The sequence below is a fragment of the Bacteroides neonati genome (assembly GCF_000499785.1).
Classification (GTDB): Bacteria; Bacteroidota; Bacteroidia; order Bacteroidales; family Bacteroidaceae; genus Bacteroides; species Bacteroides neonati.
The window spans coordinates 98,956-116,770 of record NZ_HG726026.1; the positions used below are offsets into that span (position 1 = coordinate 98,956).

Below are 17,815 nucleotides of genomic sequence, written 5' to 3' on the forward strand. Positions count from 1 at the left end.
GGTTTTATTTATTATCGCGCAAATCGTTCACCCGTACGGCTTTGCCCTCGCTTTGAGGAAGACTGCCTTTTTTGACAAGTTTCAGTTTGGGGGTGACCAGAATTTCATCCTTTAACTGATGAGTGATGGATTTGCGGATACGTTCCAGTTCGATATAGTTGTCGGTAGAGAGATCGCTCAACTCTACTTCTACAATCATTTCGTCTTGATTGTTAATGGTTTCAAGTGTAATCAGATAATTGCTACCCAGTTGGGGGAATTGCACCAATATCTTTTCAACTTGCATGGGGAATATATTGACACCTTTGATGATAAACATATCGTCGCTGCGGCCTTTAATTCGATCGATACGCAGGTGCGTGCGTCCACAAGGGCATTGACCGGGAAGGATGCGGGTGAGGTCGCGCGTGCGATACCGGATAAGCGGCATCATCTCTCTGTCGAGCGTTGTCAGCACCAGTTCGCCAATCTCACCTTCGGGCATAGGATCTCCGGTTTCGGGGTCGATGATTTCGACCAGAAAGCAGTCTTCCCAGAAGTGCATACCGTTTTGTTCGGTACACTCGAAGGCCACACCGGGGCCATTCATTTCAGTCATTCCAAAACTGTTGTATGCTTTTACGCCGAGCATCTTCTCGATCTTTCGGCGTTGCTCATCGGTGTGAGGCTCAGCACCGATAACCAAGGTTTTCAAGCTAGTGCTAGCAGGGTCGATGCCTTCTTCTTGGAAGACTTCTGCCAAACGGATAGCGTAGCTGGGAATGGCGTGCAGGGCGGTTGACTGAAAGTCGGTAATGAACTTAATCTGTCGCTTACTGTTGCCCGCTGCCGCAGGTACGGTTAGTGCTCCCAAGCGCTCAGCACCATACTGGAAACCTAGTCCGCCTGTAAACATGCCATAGCCCGAACTGTTTTGAAAGACATCGGTTTTGCGGATACCTACCATATACAAGCACCGGGCCACAAGGTTGGCCCAAGAGTCAAGATCGTGTTGTGAGTGTACAATAACAGTGGGGTTTCCAGTGGTTCCGCTCGATGAGTGAATACGCACACCATCTGCTTTCATATCGCCTGCCACCAATCCGAAAGGGTAGTGTGCCCGCATGTCTGCTTTGGTAGTAAAGGGGAGTTGACGGATGTCGTCGATTGACTGAATGGTGTTTTCTGTAATGTGCTGTTTGGTAAAAACTTCTTTGTAAAAGGGGGCGTGGGCGGCCATCGCTACTGTTTTCCGGAGTCGTTGGAGTTGCAGTTGTTGCAACTCCTCGCGACTCATGATTTCTATCTCTTCTTCCCAGTATGATTGTGTACTCATTGTCCCTTCGTTAAGTTCTCAGCAATCTCTTTGCCTGCGGCAAGTGCTTTCAGGTTCATTTCTACGATGGCTTCTCCTTTGCGTTCGAATATCTCGCGAATACTATCCTGAATTTTTTCGTAATCGATACCCAAGAAAGGAATGGTAGCTCCGAGTAGTACCATGTTGGCCACGCGGACAGAACCTACCTCCTTGGCGATACTGTCGACATTGAACATTACCTTGTGGGGCAGCTTGTCGATTTCGGCTTTGATGGCTGCCTCGTCGGGATAGTTAGGGATGTTGATAAATGGAGTTTCGTTGGTCACCAACCAGCCTTCGGGAGAAAGATAGGGCAGATAGCGCAGGCCTTCCATCGGTTCGAGAGAGATAATCAGGCCGCACTTACCTTTGGGGATAAGGTCCGAGGCGATGGGTTGATCGCTGATGCGTAGGTTCGATTGTACATCGCCACCGCGCTGGCTCATTCCGTGTACTTCGGCTTGTTTCATATACAGGCCGTTTTTCAGGGCTGCTTTACCGATTACTGTGGCGATAGAGAGGATACCTTGTCCACCAACGCCCGATAGGATAATATCTTTCTTCATGGCTTATTTACTTCTTTTTTTACGTGATAATGTCTGGATACACTCTCTGCGAGGGATGATGACTGATACACCGTTGTAGTCTATCTCTTCACGTATCATCTGCTTCATCTCTTCGTAGTTTTTCTTGAGAGGAGTGACTACGCGCAAGTGCGCCGGATCAACACCCAGGCCTAGGCAGATAGCTTCGATGCGTCCTGTTCCGGCCGAATCTTGTCCGCCGGTCATGGCTGTTGTTTCATTGTCGGAAATGACGATCACCACGTTTGAGTTTTCGTTCACGCAATCGAGCAGTCCCGTCATACCCGAGTGGGTGAAGGTAGAGTCGCCGATCACGGCTACCGACGGATGCAGTCCGGCATCGGCCGCACCTTTGGCCATGGTGATCGATGCACCCATGTCTACGCACGAGTTGATGGCATTGAACGGAGCGTTCGATCCCAATGTATAACAACCGATATCGCTGAATACCTTATGAACCGGGTACTCTTGGCGCAACACTTCCGAAAGGGTGATATACATATCACGGTGTCCACATCCTTCGCATAGGGCGGGTGGACGCATCTCGACAAGCGAAGGGGTTTCGAAGAGCGACTTATTTTCTTTGCCCACAGCGCGGGCTACTGAGTCGGGAGTCAGTTCGCCGTCTTGCGACAATGTGCCGTCGAGACGCCCTTTTACCTTCAGTCCGATGCCAAGGTATCCCTTGAGCTGTTTCTCTACGAAAGGCTGTCCGTCTTCGAGAATGAGAATCTCGTCGCAAGCCTCTACCAACTGCATGATTTGCTTTTTGGGAAGGGGATACTGCCCGATCTTCAATACCGGATATTCGCATCCTTCGGGATAGTTCTCCATCAAGTAGTTGTAGCCGATGCCACAGGCAATGATGCCCAGCTTCTTGTTCGGCCCGTCGGTATAGCTATTGTAAGGTGAGTTTTCGGATGCTCGGATAAATTCGTCCTGCCGTGCCAGTAGTGCCTTGTAGCGTTTGCGCGCATTGCCGGGCAATAAGATGAACTGGCGTGGGTCTTCGCTGAAAGCCATTTCGTTTTGTGGCTTTTGTGCGTTGCGCTCTACGCCCGAGCGCGAGTGCGCCAAGCGTGTAACCATACGCATGAGCAGGGGCTCTCCGGTTTGTTCGGAAAACTCAAAACCGTTGTACACCATATCGTAAGCCTCTTGTTGGTTACTGGGCTCGTACATCGGTATGAGCGAGAAGTCGCCATAGAAGCGGCTGTCTTGTTCGTTTTGCGACGAGTGCATACTGGGGTCGTCGGCAGCAATGACAATGAGTCCGCCCTTTACTCCGGTGATGGCCGAGTTGATGAAGCAGTCGGCAGCCACGTTCATGCCCACATGTTTCATGCATACCAAGGCACGCTTTCCGGCAAACGACATGCCCAGTGCCGTTTCCATAGCTGTTTTCTCGTTCGACGACCATCGGCTGTGAATATTCCTCTCGCTCGTGATCGGAGCCATTTGAATGTACTCGGTAATCTCAGTAGAAGGAGTGCCGGGATAGGCATAAACGCCCGATAATCCGGCATCTAGTGCAGCTTGTGCAATGGCTTCATCGCCAAGTAATAGTTGCTTACTCATATCTTTATTTTAAATTTAATGTTAATCGAAGTTTGTTCTTTTTATCTGGCAAAGATACATTTTTGCCGTCATTTTATAATGAATTTAGTTGAAAATCTTCCTTTCGTTCAGCGCCTTCCAATATCTTTTTGCGTTGACCATGTGCTCGTTGTAGTTGGCTGAAAAGTTGTGCGTGCCCGAAAAATCCTCTTTTGCGCACATGTATATATAATTGTGCTTCACGTGATTAAGTACGCTGTCGATGCCTTTGGGTGAAGGGATGCGGATAGGGCCGGGAGGTAGTCCGGCATGTATGTACGTATTGTAAGGAGAATTGGTACGTAGGTGCTCGTTAGAGATGCGGCGCAACGAAAAATCTTGCAAAGCGAACTTAATTGTGGGGTCTGCTTGCAAGGGCATGCCGGCTTGTAGGCGGTTGATGTATAGCCCGGCTACCATTGGCTTTTCGGCATTGTTGTTGGTTTCCTCCTCAACAATCGAAGCCAAGGTGACTACCTCTTCGGGAGTCATGTTCATCTGTTTCGCCTTGGTTAGCCGCTCGTCGTTCCAGAACTTGCGGTGTTCCTTTTGCATGCGCGTAAAGAAATCTTCTACACTCATGTCCCAGTACACCTGATAGGTTTCGGGGATGAAAAGGCAGGCCATTGTTTCGGGTTTATAACCCAGTTTCGCCTGAAAGGTGGTGTCGAGCAGTTGCCGGGCTACTTCGGCTGAGTCAATCATCAGTTGCTTGCCGATACTGCGAGCCAATCGGTCGAGAGTCCGTACACTGCCGATGGTGAGATTGATGGGGTCTTGATGGCCTCTGGATAAGCGGCTGTACACGCGATAGACATTATCTCCCGGTTGAATGACGTAGCGTCCGGTGTGTACGTTCTGGTCGAAGTTGCGCAACTTTGCCATCAGCAAAAATCCGTTGAAGTTGGCGGGACGACCGATGGTTTTCAGCTTCGTATAAACCGAATCGGGCGTGTCGTCGCGGTCGATGTATATCGATACTTTCTCGTTGGGGCGGAACTGCGGGTATAAGAAATAATAATAAGCTATACCTATGATTACAATGCCCGTCAGGATGACTATTCCGATGGCAATAAGCCCTGTCTGTTTCCTTTTTTTGTTCATGGAAATGATGAATTTTGAAAATTGCTCCAAAGATAGGAAGAAATCAAATACAACACCTCTTCGGTTTGCAATAGTTTGTGTAAAGTCTCGTCATTTTTTACTTCCTAATAGATATAGATGTGTTTGTGCTGGTGTATGTTTCCTTTTGTTCGTTTGCAAGGAAACGAAAAAGACACTGCAAGCAATCTTTCGTGTGTTTACAACAGAACAAACAGTATACTGAGCGTTGTGGAGTAAATTTATTCAATTCCCCATTTATTTGGTTGAAATGACCCCTCTAACTGTTCCTCAAGTTCATCGGGCAAGGGAGCGAAGAAGTCCATACCCGTCAGCTTTTCAACGCTGTCTACCGTAACGGCATAGCTCTTTAGTGGTGATACCGAGCGAGCATTGTCAAAGAGAAACCCAATAGCTTTGGGTGACGCCCCGTAGAGCGAAAGAATGACTTTGAAGAATTGCCTCGGCACAACGACTCGATTGCTGCCTATCGTTCGTGGAAACTTGTCGACAACAGGGCCACAGATAATGATAATGGCACTGTCGGCAATGACCCAGTCGCGTGTTTTCTCTTCTAAGTCTTTCCATTTGCGGCGATTCAGTTCTGGGTGTTGCGGACATACGTTGCTAAAATAAAATGACTCTTTCATCACCTTGCTATTCCACTTCATATCGGCCGCAGGAGCCATGTGCCCTTTATCGTAGCCCGAGCGTGCATAATCGCTGTTGGTAGGCATGCCGCCTTCGGCTAGCGGATCGCTAGTGAAGCGGTCGCTGCGTTTCTCTTTCCCCTTCGTCTCCTCCCGGGTGAGTTCATAGGCTACCCAGTTGGGTATACGCCATTCTTTATTATATGAAACGGTGTAACCTGTGTGTTGAATAACCTGCTGTTGCCTGTCGGTCAGTCCCCTCGGGAGTTCGAGATTGTCGTACTTCTCTATGGGCATTGCCGTGTTGACCACCGTTTGCTGGCTGTAAAGGTGTAGCCCATAGCATACCGGTATTAATACTAGTATCGCCAGCAAGTATCCTATTTTAAATGTCGATTTTGATTTCCTTCTTTTTTTTGCTTTCATGCGGCTGTTTGTTTGCGGTATGAGTTGAAAAGTACAACAAAGAACGCAAAATGATTTGTTGGCTCCAATAGTTTGTACTGCTTTTTGCGTTTCTTTAACCCCGTTGTACGCTTGTTTCTGTGTGTATTTACTCAATCTGTTTATTGCTTCCGATCAAATCTTAAGCGATTTTATGTTTATAATGTTGATTTATAGAATGTTTGTTTTGGGTTTTGGCATATCCTTTGTCTGATTATTGGTATAAGAGTTTAATAAAAATAGTAAAGATAAACACTTACAATTGTGAGAAAGGTAATAGTAGTAGCAATGATTAATCAAAGAAGCCTTTGCGATAAATAGGGTAGGTTATCACCCGCAGATTTTTAGATCGCACAGATTCTTATTATTTCAGATTATTAATAATCAAAATCATATAATTCACGCAATTTGTTAATCTGTGGTTGAAATGACTGAGCAAGGAGTTATTATTCACTCTCTTTTTTCTACGACTTGTATTCATCGGTTGTTGAAACGATTGCCCTTGTCATCTTTGGAGCTTACATCACTTCTCGCTCTTCATCTCTTGTTTTTATTAATAAAAAATAAGCTATTTGCTTGTTTGATTGTATTTTAAAGTAGTATATTTGAATGAAAATTCAGAAACACAGCCATATGAACCATGATTATTTAGCTACTTCGCAAGATGAATCGAAGCATGTTCCGATATCAAATGCCGGACTTGCTCTGTTATCCCCGTGGTTTCCGCACCTTTTCTACACGCTTGGGTGGTTAAATGATGAAAGAACGAATTTTAAAGATGCTGACTCATGTGTACGTGCCGTTTTTGCTCTTCAGTATCTTGTTGGTTCGGATCAGAGTGAATTTTCTAAAGAAGAGCTGGTTTTTAACTGCATTCTTGTAGGGTGTCCTTTCACTGTTTCGCTTCCCGGTGAATTGGAGTGTAGTAAAGCGGAGAAAGAGGTGCTTGATGCTCTTTTGCAAGAGATAAAAGCTGCATGGCCTAAAATGAGAAATACTTCAATAGAGGAGTTTCAGAGTTCTTTTATCGAGCGTAGTGGTTATCTGGAACAAAAGGAAGAGGAATTGTTGCTAACGGTTGGTCAACGATCTTACGATTTATTTCTTAACTCTCTTCCATGGACATTCGGTTTGATTCGTTTTCCTTGGTTGGAAACTACGATCGTTGTTAATTGGAGGTCAGGCAATCGTCCAAATTGGTAAATAAATTTATGAAAGTAATATAAACCCTTCAAACAAACGACACACATGAAACAGTTTTTTTTAATGCTAGTGTTTTTTGGAATCCTTTCGGTTTCCTGTAGCAGAACAACTTCTCTTACCGTTCGCGGAAAATTGTCTATAGGCCACGAAGTATCTTCGTTTATCCCTTGTGGAGATACAACAGATTATTGGGTCGATGACCAGACGGGCGAGTTGGATAGCCTATACAAAACCGTTGTTGGCGAAAATTCCGAACCCTATGCTCCTGTATATGTGGAGTTGAAAGTAAATAAAGTAGATCGTCCTACGGAAGGGTTTGCTGCCGAGTACGATGGAATGTATGAGGTCGTTGAGATAATCAAAATAGAACCGATTGAGGAAAATTCTAATTGTAAATGAGTCTTTTAAATTGAGGTGTGGTGTGTGAAATAGTTCTGCTTTTTTACAATCAATATCTTCGAGTTTAGGTACTTTTTGTGTTATTAAATATTCCTTTAAATTAGCAATAAGAGAGGTATAAAGTATCTTTGTTATATAATTCAAAATACCATGGAGTTAAAGAAAACTGCTACAGTCCTTATGGCCGATGGATCAACAAGGAAAATTAGTGATATCCACATCGGTGATAGGATTTTAAATCCTAATGGAAATATGCTTGTTGTCGAGAATGTTTTTTGTGGAACAGAGACTGCTCTCGTTTCCATAATGACTATTAGCAAAGAAGAATTATGTATGTCAATGAGTTCTTTTGTCGAAACAGATAGAGGCATAATTAGTGCACGAGACATACAGCTTTCCGATTCGATAAAGACCATAAACGGCTTTGTTAAACTCGAAGAAATAAAAGTTATTTCTAATGAAGATCCTGTGTATCTTTTGCTTCTAAACGTTCCCTTATCCCGATATATTGTAAATGGTTCGTTCATTGTTGGGGATATGAGTTGGATGATGTATCAGAAGCGATAGTTCTAGTTGTACCGAATCATAATGACAAAGGCATTGAGAAAGACACTTATTACAGCATTTTGAGGCAAGCGGGCAAAAGTGGCTTAGTTAAAAAATAGGAAGTAAATATGAAAACAGTAGACGTAATCGTTGAACAGGCTGGTAAGAATCTGAGTGCTTACATTGAAGGTGCATCTATCATTACAGTTGGTAATGATATGAATGAGTTGGAGGATAATATGAAGGAAGCAATCGAATTATACTTGGATGATAACACTAATCCTTGCGAAGTATTATCCGGGGAGTTTGAGCTGAAGTTTAAGATTGATGCTGCAACCTTTATCAACTATTACAGCAATATCTTTACTAAAGCTGCATTGAGTCGGATTACAGGAATTAATGAACGCCAATTATGGCATTATGCTGCCGGTGTACATAAACCCCGTAAACAGCAGTTGGAGAAGATTCAGAAAGGGATTCAATCTTTGACCAAGGAGTTGTCAGCAATAAATTTGCTTTAAACTATAACAGAATAATTGATGTTAGAGAACTAAGAATTGGAAGCTATGTGTATCTGTTTAGGAGCATCGCCCCATGTAAAATAACAGATATTGGATATAGCGAAATCGAGAGAGATAGGTATGAAGTAGGCGGATTATCTTCCGACTCTGTACTTCGTACTTATGTTGATAATCTTAATCCTATTCCAGTTACTAACGAACTTCTTATGAAGTGCGGTTTCAGAAAGGAGAAGGATAGCTTTTATAGAGCTGATCTAGGGAACATCGTTTTAATTCAGTATGGGTATTACATTCAGTTGATGAAGTGTACAAGTGAAACTATCCGTGTAGTGAAAATAGAATTCTTGCATCAACTTCAAAATTTGTATTATAGCTTAACTGGTAGAGAACTTGAAGTAAATCTTTAAACCCTTACCTTAATCAAAGAGCATAAGCGTGGTTCCCGTTGGGTATCACGCTATTTTTATTTTAGCACAAGCGTGTGTCTATCTGTATCTTTGAACAAAAAAGGTATGGCAATACTTAAGATCTACAATGACATCGCCGATGAAGAAAGCAAGAATATGAAGCTCTGGTTTACCGGGGTAGATTCAACTTGCTTTAAAGACATCGACGAATTCCTTTCTTCCATTCCGGAAGATGATAAATCCATTGACATAAAAATGAACTGTCCCGGGGGTTCTGTCTCCGAAGGATGGGCTATCTACGATAAATTGCGTGATAGCGGAAAGACGATATCTGTGACCGTTGAAGGGCTATGCGCTTCGATGGCCACTGTACTGCTATTGTCCGCCCCGAAAGGTAAACGGATTGGTCTGCCTAATTCTGAGTATCTAATCCACGCACCCTACATTCCAGAGTATACCCTTGCCGATGCTTACAGAGCGGATGATCTGCGAGTCATTGCGGATAGTTTGGAAGAGGATACATCTAAGCTTCTTGACCTTTACGTAGAGAGGACCGGTGCCAAGCGTGAAGAGTTGGAGGCAATCATGGGAGAAGATAAGCGCATGAGTGTGGAAGAGGCAAAACGTCTTGGATTCATTGATAGTATAAAAGTGCCATCAACGGCAAAAGTAAATAACCATAATTTTAGAGGTATGAATAAAAAGAAAGAAGTGACAGTAAAGCAAGGCTGGTTAGACAAAGTGCTTGCTAAAGCCGGGTATGCAAAGATTGAAGATGTACCGGTTGTTGACATGGAACTATCAACTGCTGACGGTGAAACGTTAACGGTTGAACGTGAAGAGGGAGAACCGCAGGTTGGCGATGTTGCAAGTCCTGATGGTGAGTTTGTAATGCCCGATGGATCTACTATCATTGTTGCAGAGGGTGTGATTACAGAGATCAAGCCGGCGGAAGAAGAAACGGAGAGTGAAGTTTCTCAATTGCAGGCGCGCATTGATGAATTGGAAATTGAACTTGAAGCGACTAAGGCACAAGCCAAGTCTCAATCTGATATGAAGATTCTAAATGCCGTGAAAATGGCTGGTGGTGAAGCTTGGTTGGCCAAGAATTGTTCGACATATAAAGTTGCCGGACGTGCGCAGACTCAACGCCATGATGATCATGCTGAGAAAGAGACTCCGCTTCAAAAGAAGTTGAGGGAAGAGAAGGAAAAACGAGTTGCTAAAAAGTAAAGAATAGGAGGAAAGAATTTATGTTGGATTTTTCAAAATTAACTCCCGACAATCAAGCGGTCAAGGATCTGAAAGAACTGATTCAATTGACTGTCTTTTTGAGCGAGGATATGGCTCAGTTCATGACGTTCATGCCAAAGGTGACTACCGGCAAGAAGCTTGGTTTTATTGGTGAGATGGAAGATGTTGGTAAGGCTGGTGCAGGATGTGACCCGACATATCAAAAGGTTGCCATAGCAGCAGCTCAGAAAGAATGGAAGCTTGGATCATGGGAAGTTCCATTGGAAATGTGCTATTCAGAGCTAGAAAATACCATTGCACAGTATTGCTTGAAGACCGGCACTGAAATAGCTGATCTTACTTCAACGGAGTACATGGATGGGATTGTTCTTCCAAAGCTGCAAGAGGCTATGATGAAAATGCTTTGGCGTTTTACGTGGTTTGGTGACGAATCGGCTGCCAGCATTACAAGTGGTGGTCAGATCACCGATGGTCTGAATATTGAGTTGTTTAAAACCTGTGATGGTTTTTTCAAGCGTTTGTTTGCGATCTGTGCAACCAATGCCGACCAGCATACAGCTATTGCCGCGAATAGTGAAGCATCTTATGCGTTACAACGTGCTAAAATGAAAGAGATCGGTGCTGCTACGTCTGTATTTGATGCGATGCTCGAAGATGCCGATAGCCGTATTTTCCAGAAGTCTGATCATGGGATATTTGCCACCAAATCCTTGTGTGATGCTCTTTCTCGTGATATCAAAGAAAAATACAAGGTGATCATGCCTTGGACAACAATCTTTGATGGCTTGGAAGTGGGGGAATATGATGGCGTAAGAGTTATCAAATGTTCTATTTGGGATCGGTTTATTCAAGCCTATCAGAACAACCAAACGAAACTTAACCTACCGCACCGTGCGGTTTTGTGCTCTCCGAGTAATCTGTTTTATGGCTGTGAAGGTGATAACCCCATGTCTGAACTTGATATTTGGTTTGAACGCAAACCTCGCAAGAATTACATCTATTCTACCGGTAAGTTAGGTGCTCTTATCGGTGAAGATAATTTAGTTCAAGTCGCTTATTAAAGAAGGAGGGATTATATGGGTTTATGTGATTCTATTATTAAAAAATCGATATCAGTAGATTGCGCCAACCCCATCACCAAGGGGTTGGAGGCAAACGGTTTGATAATCAACCGTCAAGATGTTGATTTTGCGGCAACGGTATTTGACGGTAAGCGAAATAATATCGTCAAGACGTTGGTTTTGAAAACGGGGAAGAAAGGATTTGAAGTTCATTGCCCCGGCGCGACACCATTTACTGGAGCTAAGACTTCTTTGGAAAAAGGAACGTACAAAAGCAAGTGGACTAATGATATTCCTTTGGTTGTTCTCGATAATGGGCCTGAGGTGTGCGAAGATATTATCGAAGGGTTGGCGAACGGTGAATATGTCGTTATCCTACGCAATAAGCATAAAGGAGAAAATGGCAGTGCCGAGTATCAGGTTTATGGATATTATCAAGGGTTGCGCTCAGAAACTATCGAAAACGATAAATACTCAGAGGATACGGATGGGGGATGGGCTGTTTCGTTAAAGGAAACAGGCTCTCCTAAAGCGGCTGTATTTTTCTTTAATACTGATACGAAAACAACTGAGATTCAGTTTGCGACCTTAACGGATTCTGGTGAAGGGGAACCTGAAAATCCATTTGAATGATGTATCAGGATGCATTAACCAAAGTAAATGAATTGAAAGCCCGTATGGATTCGGGCTTTTCAGATCAAGATAAGACATCCATATCTAAATTGTACGGTAGTGTACTCAGCAAGAATGTGGTGAATACCCGTTGTAGCGATTGTTATCGCGATGCTTTAATTGAAGTATATAATTATTTAAAACGTGAGAGGAAGATGAAAGAAAAATGTGATTATTCATTGAAGAATGGAGTAGTGCTCCAATTCTTCGGTACCAGTGAAGTGTATACCAATGCCAATCTGACGAACGACGTTTCGGAAAAATACCTGAAACAGTTCCCGGCTGCCGCAGAAACTCTTTTCGCTCATACTCCGGCTGATTTGGAAGATCGCTTGGCTAAGTATGACGAAAAGCAGAAAGAGGAAACGGTAGCTCTCAACGAAAATTTAGTCCAAGAATTAGCCGAGAAACTGGCAGGCGATGTGACCAAGAAATCGTTGAAAGAAGAGTACAAAGAATACGAAATCGACGGCAAGAAGGTGACTGCACGCTTACTAGATGCTCACATCAAGGCTGCTGATGAGTTGAATCTTTCGAAGGGAGGAAAGTAAGCAATGAATGTAAAGACTGCAAAGAAACCAGAGTCGAGAATAGACACAAATTATTTGTCGAAGTTCAAGATGAGCACTTTCGGCAATGATAATCTGTATCCACAAACAATAGCTTCAATCGCTGCATCATCCGGTACAGCAACGCTATGCTTGAATCGATATGCGAAATTCATTGAAGGAAATGGTTTTAAAAATGTGGACTTTGCAGAGGTAGCTGTTAATCGATCAGGAGATACGGCGGATAGTATTCTTCATTTGCTATCACAAGATTTGGCAAAATTTGGAGGATTGGCCATACACGTAAACTATAACCTGCTTGGTGAGATTGTCGAAATTCAGCACGTACCGTTTGAAAATTGCCGACTTGAAGAAGAGGATGAGAATGGGTATGTGTCACATATTCTCATACATCCTGATTGGCGTGGGAAGAAGACAAGAAATGGGGTAATAGTTAAGGTTGATAGCAATAACGTGGATCGCATCAATGTGTTCAATCCAAGAAAAAATGTTGTTTTATCGCAGATAGATAAAGCTGGTGGATTAGAGTATTACAAAGGGCAGGTGTTGTGGGTTAGCATGGCCGGCAGTAATACTTATCCACTAGCTATCTATGATTCAGTGATAACAGAAATGAGTACGGATGAAGGTCTTTCCAACATCAAAAATCGAAATACACGTAACAGCTTTCTTGTCTCTTGTATGCTTGTGGTCAAAAAGGGATCGCCAAGAATTAACGATAATGGGGAAGAGGTTGAGACCAAATTGATTGAAGCTGATGATTTGAAGAGGTTTCAAGGAGACACAAACGGTAATAAAATAATGCTTGTCGAGCTCGAGCAAGACGAAGAAGAACCAAAGATCGTGCCCTTTACGACCGCAAATTATGATAAGGATTTTACCGTTACTGACAATAGTACTGTCGAGCGTATCTACGCTGCTTTTAGTCAAGAGTTATTTTATGCCATACGAATTGGTAAATTGGGGTTTTCCGGTCAGGTGATGCGCGATGCTTACGAGTATTATGCCGGTCAAGTAACGAATGAACAGCGATTTATTGAAAGGGCTTTTGATAAGGTATTTCGCTATTGGTATGTTCCTGTAAATCCTTCGATGAATTTTAGTATTCAACCTATTAAATATATGAATAGTGATGGAAATACATCTGATAACCAAGGGTGATGTACTCTCTTTAGCTAGACCTACCTCGGTGCACGTCGATGAATCTGATGTTGATGTGTTTATTGACGAAACGGAGCAGTTAGATATCATTCCTGCAATAGGGTGTGATCTGTTTTTGGATATTCAAGGAAACTTATCGGGTCCGAAATACGAAACGCTGTTAATGGGTGGTGTATACGTCGGTAGAGACGGTAAAAAGCACCTGTTTAAAGGGCTTAAAACGGCAATGGCTTATTATGTGTATGCTCGATTAGTGAAAAATGATGGCCGTATTCTTTCAGAAAGTGGTTTTTTATCACACAATGACGAATATGGGGAAAAGGTAGATGATAAACAGAAATATGCAAGCTATCATGATGCTTTGAATGTAGGTAAAAGGTATTTAGCAGATGTGCTCAACTACTTAAAGACTACCAATCAGACTTTTGATAAGAGAGCTAAAGTGAAAAATAACGGAACAAGAATAATTGCAATAGGTGAATGATGAGTGATACAGCTGAAGTGTTGAAGAAGCTGGCATTGCAAGTACGTAATGCTTCTTCTGCAGGGGAAAATACCGCGGAGAGGGTAGGACGGGTGCTTATGGGGTTGTTGGAGCTCCTTGATAATGACAACGAAGAGCTAAAGAAACTCTTCCTATCCAAGACCGGCCCCGATCAGACCGACTTCCTATTAAAGCTGTTGGGTGGTGCTGAAATAAGGAGTGGTTTAACCGTTGATAGCCTCATTGCCGAAGAGCTAGCCAAGTTAAAGAAGGGGTTAAACGTCACAGGTGGTGCGGATATCGACTACTTGCGTGTCCTTGAAACGATCTCTTCAAAGCTAGTTGATGCGGTGCAGGTGAATGCTACGAATGTAACCGCCACTGATAAGGTCAAAGGCGCAAAGGGTGAGTTCAATCTACTTGAAGCATTAGAAAGGATCATTGCGAAAGATGCAACCTTTTCTGGTGACCTCTCTTCATTCGATTACGTCGAAAAGCTAATCGGATGGGCTATCAACAAAAAAGGGCATATCGATGCCGGATCACTTCGTTTACGTGATTTTCTTGAAGTACCTGAGTTACGATACAATCGAGTAACCGTTGTTTCCGGTGAGCAATGGAGTGCTCCGGGTGGCGGTATTATCGCCGAGGTGGACACAGCTAATCGCATCATTACGATGAAACTTGAACCGGGAGAGCTGGCGGCTATTGCGATAGACGACATTTGCAAAGCAAAGTTCAATAACAACACAGGCTTTCAGACTGCCTACTTCCGCATCGTTGAAAAGATTGAAGAAGAAGGAAAGTATAAATACACCCTTCGCACCGGTTACGATTTCCATCCACAAAAAGCGATGCACTTTGTGGCGTATGGTAACTTTACAGACAAAGAGCGTCAAACATCGGCATATACCACACGTACCTATCAGCGTTATTTGTCCGGGGTGAATAACTGGGAGATTACCAAAGATATGGTGATGATGCAATTAGGTGATTTGTCTAATTTGAAGCTATTCGGTATCGATATGACCGGGCATAGTGCCTATTTGCGTAACATCTATGCTACCGGGTCTATTCGTGTACTTTCTGCCGATGGTGCCACCGAAGTGCCCGTTCCTGTATTTAAGGGTGATTGGGTAGTCGGAAAATACTATTATTACGACGAAGTAACCCATAATGGCAGTACATGGATTTGTATCGCTGAAAGCTTTACTACGCAAGTGCCGGGCGACAATGCTACGGACTGGCTCAAATCTATATCAAAGGGCGATACCGGTGCAACAGGTGCCACCGGAGCGGTAGGCCCAACAGGAGCAACGGGTCATACAGGATCGCAAGGTATACCGGGTACATCTCAATTCTTTCATGTACGTTATTCTACTGCTGCCAACGGTAATCCAATGATTACCACACCAAGCACTTATATTGGAACTGCCGTAACCGCTAGCGCAACCGCACCCACATCGTATACCTCATACGTTTGGGCGCAATTCAAAGGTTCACAAGGTCCTGCAGGTACAAATGGTATTGCAGGTCCTGCGGGTGCTGATGGAAGAACAAGTTACTTACACATCAAGTACTCGGACAATGGTACTACTTTTACCGCAAACAATGGTGAGACTCCGGGTGCATGGATCGGACAGTATGCGGACTTCGAGCAGGTAGATAGTACTGTATTTGGAGCGTATACTTGGACGAAGGTAAAGGGGGATACAGGAGCAACCGGTGCAGTTGGCCCAACGGGTGCCACGGGAGCAACAGGAGCCACAGGCCCTACGGGTTCACAAGGTATTCCCGGCACATCGCAGTTCCTGCACGTTCGTTACTCTGCCAATGCCAACGGTAATCCGATGGTGACCACTCCCAACACTTATATTGGTATAGCTGTCACAGGAAGTTCGACCGCACCTACTGCCTACACCTCATACACCTGGGCACAGTTCAAGGGCTCGCAAGGTCCTGCAGGTACAAATGGTATTGCAGGTCCGGCAGGCGCAAACGGACAAACATCATATTTGCATATCAAGTACTCCGATAATGGTACGACTTTCACTGCAAACAACGGTGAAATACCCGGGCAGTACATTGGTCAGTATGTCGATTTTACTCAAGCCGACAGCATGACTTTTTCGGCTTATACATGGACGAAGGTAAAGGGTGATACGGGTGCAGTTGGGCCAACGGGTCCTATCGGTCCCATCGGTGCAACAGGAACTACCGGTGCGACAGGTCAAGTTGGTCCCGTTGGACCAATCGGTCCCACAGGTGGTAAGGGCGACAAAGGCGACAAAGGTGACGCCATTGCATCCTCTTACATGAATGGAGTCATGAAGTATGCCGATCCGTTTTTTCGGACAAGTGCAAACTCCACGAACCGATATAATAATTCAGGTGGCAGCACCAGTATTTGGGAACGGTTAGTAAAGCCCGATGGCGTACCGGGTCCAAGTGGCTATTATATGAGATATCGGTATTTAGGTGGTGGTTCAACTTCACCCGGGCTCGGTGGGTTCTATTTCGGCACGCAGACTTATAGGCATTGCGAGTTTATTGCTCGTATTATAGCCAATATCCCCAAGGGGTATACCATTAATTATGCGTCCAATGCTTCAGGCGATAATCCTATTTCGGAATGGTTGACGCCCAACATCGGCACCGGCACTTATACCGAATACGTTTACCGTGTCAAATGCTCCGGTACGGGTACATTCTCTAGTGGTATGTATTTTTACTTTGTTGGATCTGACGTCGCATTTAACGTTGAAGTAGCCTATGCCACTGTATTTGACACGATGGCCAATGATCGTACTACCTACATTGATTCGAACGGAGTGTATACCGGTACACTCGTGGCGCAACAAATTACCGCTACCAATGTCGTATTTGGAACGGCTAATATAGGAGACGGTACCATCACCAATGCTAAAATTGCCAATTTAGATGCCGGTAAGATCAATACCGGGTTTCTGAATGCGGCTCGTATATCAGCCCTGTCAATCACTGCCGATAAAATCGCCGGCGGAACGATTACCGCTGATAAACTGAATGTTGCTAACGTACAGGCTGCTTTGGTCACAGCTAAAGCAATAGAATCGTTGGATATAACAACCGGTCGGTTGACGGTAAAAGATGGGGCGCGCATCGGTGGTATGGTTATAGAAAACAATATGCTCAAAGGAGGCAGCATGGTGCTTACCGAAGGTGCAGTTGTTGGCGGTTTTACGATCTCAAAAGATATCTCAGGCTACTCATTAATCAATAATGACCTGAGTGCAAAAATTGAAATAACGGCATCCAATAATAGATATCTTCGAATTGGTGGAAAATCTAGTACCATGATGGCAATGCGGCTAGACGCGGCATCAGACGGGTATGGGAATGAGGGGTTATCAATTCAGTCATACGGTACCAATAATGTATGTTTAAGCCTAATTGCTAACGCTGGAAGTGCATATTCTATACGCTCATTCGGATCACATGTGTTTGGCCAACGAAATGGAGAGATTTGGAACGCGCCCGGTGTTTTATGGGCAGGACGAGTGAATGCATGGGGAACACTTGAAAATAGTTGGGGAAATGGATGTACGGCATCTACACGACGTACGAGCGATGGTAACTATACCATTAGCCATAACCTTGGACACAATCAATACTATGCCATAATACAATGTACACCGTATGCGACAGATGGATGGAGGTATATGATCGGCATGATTGGAGCAAAAGGCTTAAGTAGTTTTGACATCGCTCTTGTTGATGCTGGCCAAGGCCTTAAAAATTGCGCATTCGAGGTGTTTATCGTAGGTAGGAATAAGTTTTAACAATAA

At 44.0% G+C, this 17,815-nt stretch carries 16 protein-coding genes; 11 read left to right on the top strand and 5 right to left on the bottom strand.

What is annotated here, in order from left to right; genetic code table 11:
* Positions 1-4 precede the first annotated feature (4 nt).
* The 5 genes from TY03_RS17870 to TY03_RS17890 form a co-directional block, all read right to left on the bottom strand.
* A complete protein-coding gene (locus TY03_RS17870) occupies positions 5-1,315 on the bottom strand; it encodes a phenylacetate--CoA ligase (RefSeq protein ID WP_042372466.1) in 1,311 nt (436 codons plus the stop codon).
* Entirely contained in the window at positions 1,312-1,902 is a 591-nt protein-coding gene (locus TY03_RS17875; protein WP_042372469.1) for an indolepyruvate oxidoreductase subunit beta, read from the bottom strand. The genes TY03_RS17870 and TY03_RS17875 overlap by 4 nt, the downstream gene beginning before the upstream one ends.
* 3 nt (positions 1,903-1,905) lie before the next feature.
* Positions 1,906-3,498, bottom strand: a complete 1,593-nt coding sequence (locus TY03_RS17880) for a thiamine pyrophosphate-dependent enzyme (protein WP_042372471.1) — start codon at positions 3,496-3,498, stop codon at positions 1,906-1,908.
* 84 nt (positions 3,499-3,582) lie between these two features.
* Positions 3,583-4,620 carry an endolytic transglycosylase MltG gene (mltG, locus tag TY03_RS17885; RefSeq protein WP_042372474.1) on the bottom strand — a complete coding sequence of 346 codons (1,038 nt, stop codon included), beginning with the start codon at positions 4,618-4,620 and terminating at the stop codon, positions 3,583-3,585.
* A gap of 239 nt (positions 4,621-4,859) precedes the next feature.
* The gene (locus TY03_RS17890; RefSeq protein ID WP_042372699.1) at positions 4,860-5,693 is read right to left on the bottom strand and encodes a DNA/RNA non-specific endonuclease; all 834 of its coding nucleotides are present in this window, start codon (positions 5,691-5,693) and stop codon (positions 4,860-4,862) included.
* Between the two features lie 627 nt (positions 5,694-6,320).
* On the opposite strand from TY03_RS17890, the gene TY03_RS17895 reads away from it, so the two are divergent.
* The 11 genes from TY03_RS17895 (at position 6,321) to TY03_RS17950 (ending at position 17,809) form a co-directional block, all read left to right on the top strand.
* Complete coding sequence (locus TY03_RS17895) at positions 6,321-6,914, top strand: contractile injection system tape measure protein (protein WP_052332547.1); 594 nt, start codon at positions 6,321-6,323, stop codon at positions 6,912-6,914.
* A gap of 45 nt (positions 6,915-6,959) precedes the next feature.
* Complete coding sequence (locus tag TY03_RS17900) at positions 6,960-7,313, top strand: hypothetical protein (RefSeq protein ID WP_052332548.1); 354 nt, start codon at positions 6,960-6,962, stop codon at positions 7,311-7,313.
* Positions 7,314-7,463: 150 nt separating this feature from the next.
* Complete coding sequence (locus tag TY03_RS17905) at positions 7,464-7,880, top strand: Hint domain-containing protein (RefSeq protein ID WP_042372475.1); 417 nt, start codon at positions 7,464-7,466, stop codon at positions 7,878-7,880.
* A gap of 107 nt (positions 7,881-7,987) precedes the next feature.
* Positions 7,988-8,380 (top strand): hypothetical protein, encoded by a 393-nt coding sequence (locus TY03_RS17910; protein ID WP_042372477.1) that lies wholly within the window; start codon positions 7,988-7,990, stop codon positions 8,378-8,380.
* Between the two features lie 512 nt (positions 8,381-8,892).
* A complete protein-coding gene (locus TY03_RS21620; protein ID WP_052332550.1) occupies positions 8,893-10,020 on the top strand; it encodes a Clp protease ClpP in 1,128 nt (375 codons plus the stop codon).
* 20 nt (positions 10,021-10,040) lie between these two features.
* On the top strand, positions 10,041-11,102 hold the full coding sequence (locus TY03_RS17925) for a hypothetical protein (protein WP_042372479.1): 1,062 nt from the start codon (positions 10,041-10,043) through the stop codon (positions 11,100-11,102).
* A 15-nt stretch (positions 11,103-11,117) separates the two neighbouring features.
* Positions 11,118-11,735: a hypothetical protein gene (locus tag TY03_RS17930; protein ID WP_042372481.1), complete on the top strand. Its 618-nt coding sequence runs from the start codon at positions 11,118-11,120 to the stop codon at positions 11,733-11,735.
* A complete protein-coding gene (locus tag TY03_RS21625; RefSeq protein ID WP_148335708.1) occupies positions 11,732-12,325 on the top strand; it encodes a hypothetical protein in 594 nt (197 codons plus the stop codon). Before TY03_RS17930 ends, TY03_RS21625 begins: the two co-directional genes overlap by 4 nt.
* A 3-nt stretch (positions 12,326-12,328) precedes the next feature.
* Complete coding sequence (locus TY03_RS17940) at positions 12,329-13,504, top strand: hypothetical protein (protein WP_042372483.1); 1,176 nt, start codon at positions 12,329-12,331, stop codon at positions 13,502-13,504.
* A complete protein-coding gene (locus TY03_RS17945; protein WP_042372485.1) occupies positions 13,476-13,988 on the top strand; it encodes a DUF6712 family protein in 513 nt (170 codons plus the stop codon). The genes TY03_RS17940 and TY03_RS17945 overlap by 29 nt, the downstream gene beginning before the upstream one ends.
* A complete protein-coding gene (locus TY03_RS17950) occupies positions 13,985-17,809 on the top strand; it encodes a hypothetical protein (protein WP_042372487.1) in 3,825 nt (1,274 codons plus the stop codon). The genes TY03_RS17945 and TY03_RS17950 overlap by 4 nt, the downstream gene beginning before the upstream one ends.
* Positions 17,810-17,815: the final 6 nt, after the last annotated feature.

What these genes read in the sequence shown, in the direction of transcription:
- TY03_RS17870 (WP_042372466.1), bottom strand. Translation starts at nt 1,315, where the DNA reads ATGAGTACACAATCATACTGGGAAGAAGAGATAGAAATCATGAGTCGC.
- TY03_RS17875 (WP_042372469.1), bottom strand. Translation starts at nt 1,902, where the DNA reads ATGAAGAAAGATATTATCCTATCGGGCGTTGGTGGACAAGGTATCCTC.
- TY03_RS17880 (WP_042372471.1), bottom strand. Translation starts at nt 3,498, where the DNA reads ATGAGTAAGCAACTATTACTTGGCGATGAAGCCATTGCACAAGCTGCA.
- mltG (WP_042372474.1), bottom strand. Translation starts at nt 4,620, where the DNA reads ATGAACAAAAAAAGGAAACAGACAGGGCTTATTGCCATCGGAATAGTC.
- TY03_RS17890 (WP_042372699.1), bottom strand. Translation starts at nt 5,693, where the DNA reads ATGAAAGCAAAAAAAAGAAGGAAATCAAAATCGACATTTAAAATAGGA.
- TY03_RS17895 (WP_052332547.1), top strand. Translation starts at nt 6,321, where the DNA reads ATGAAAATTCAGAAACACAGCCATATGAACCATGATTATTTAGCTACT.
- TY03_RS17900 (WP_052332548.1), top strand. Translation starts at nt 6,960, where the DNA reads ATGAAACAGTTTTTTTTAATGCTAGTGTTTTTTGGAATCCTTTCGGTT.
- TY03_RS17905 (WP_042372475.1), top strand. Translation starts at nt 7,464, where the DNA reads ATGGAGTTAAAGAAAACTGCTACAGTCCTTATGGCCGATGGATCAACA.
- TY03_RS17910 (WP_042372477.1), top strand. Translation starts at nt 7,988, where the DNA reads ATGAAAACAGTAGACGTAATCGTTGAACAGGCTGGTAAGAATCTGAGT.
- TY03_RS21620 (WP_052332550.1), top strand. Translation starts at nt 8,893, where the DNA reads ATGGCAATACTTAAGATCTACAATGACATCGCCGATGAAGAAAGCAAG.
- TY03_RS17925 (WP_042372479.1), top strand. Translation starts at nt 10,041, where the DNA reads ATGTTGGATTTTTCAAAATTAACTCCCGACAATCAAGCGGTCAAGGAT.
- TY03_RS17930 (WP_042372481.1), top strand. Translation starts at nt 11,118, where the DNA reads ATGGGTTTATGTGATTCTATTATTAAAAAATCGATATCAGTAGATTGC.
- TY03_RS21625 (WP_148335708.1), top strand. Translation starts at nt 11,732, where the DNA reads ATGATGTATCAGGATGCATTAACCAAAGTAAATGAATTGAAAGCCCGT.
- TY03_RS17940 (WP_042372483.1), top strand. Translation starts at nt 12,329, where the DNA reads ATGAATGTAAAGACTGCAAAGAAACCAGAGTCGAGAATAGACACAAAT.
- TY03_RS17945 (WP_042372485.1), top strand. Translation starts at nt 13,476, where the DNA reads ATGGAAATACATCTGATAACCAAGGGTGATGTACTCTCTTTAGCTAGA.
- TY03_RS17950 (WP_042372487.1), top strand. Translation starts at nt 13,985, where the DNA reads ATGATGAGTGATACAGCTGAAGTGTTGAAGAAGCTGGCATTGCAAGTA.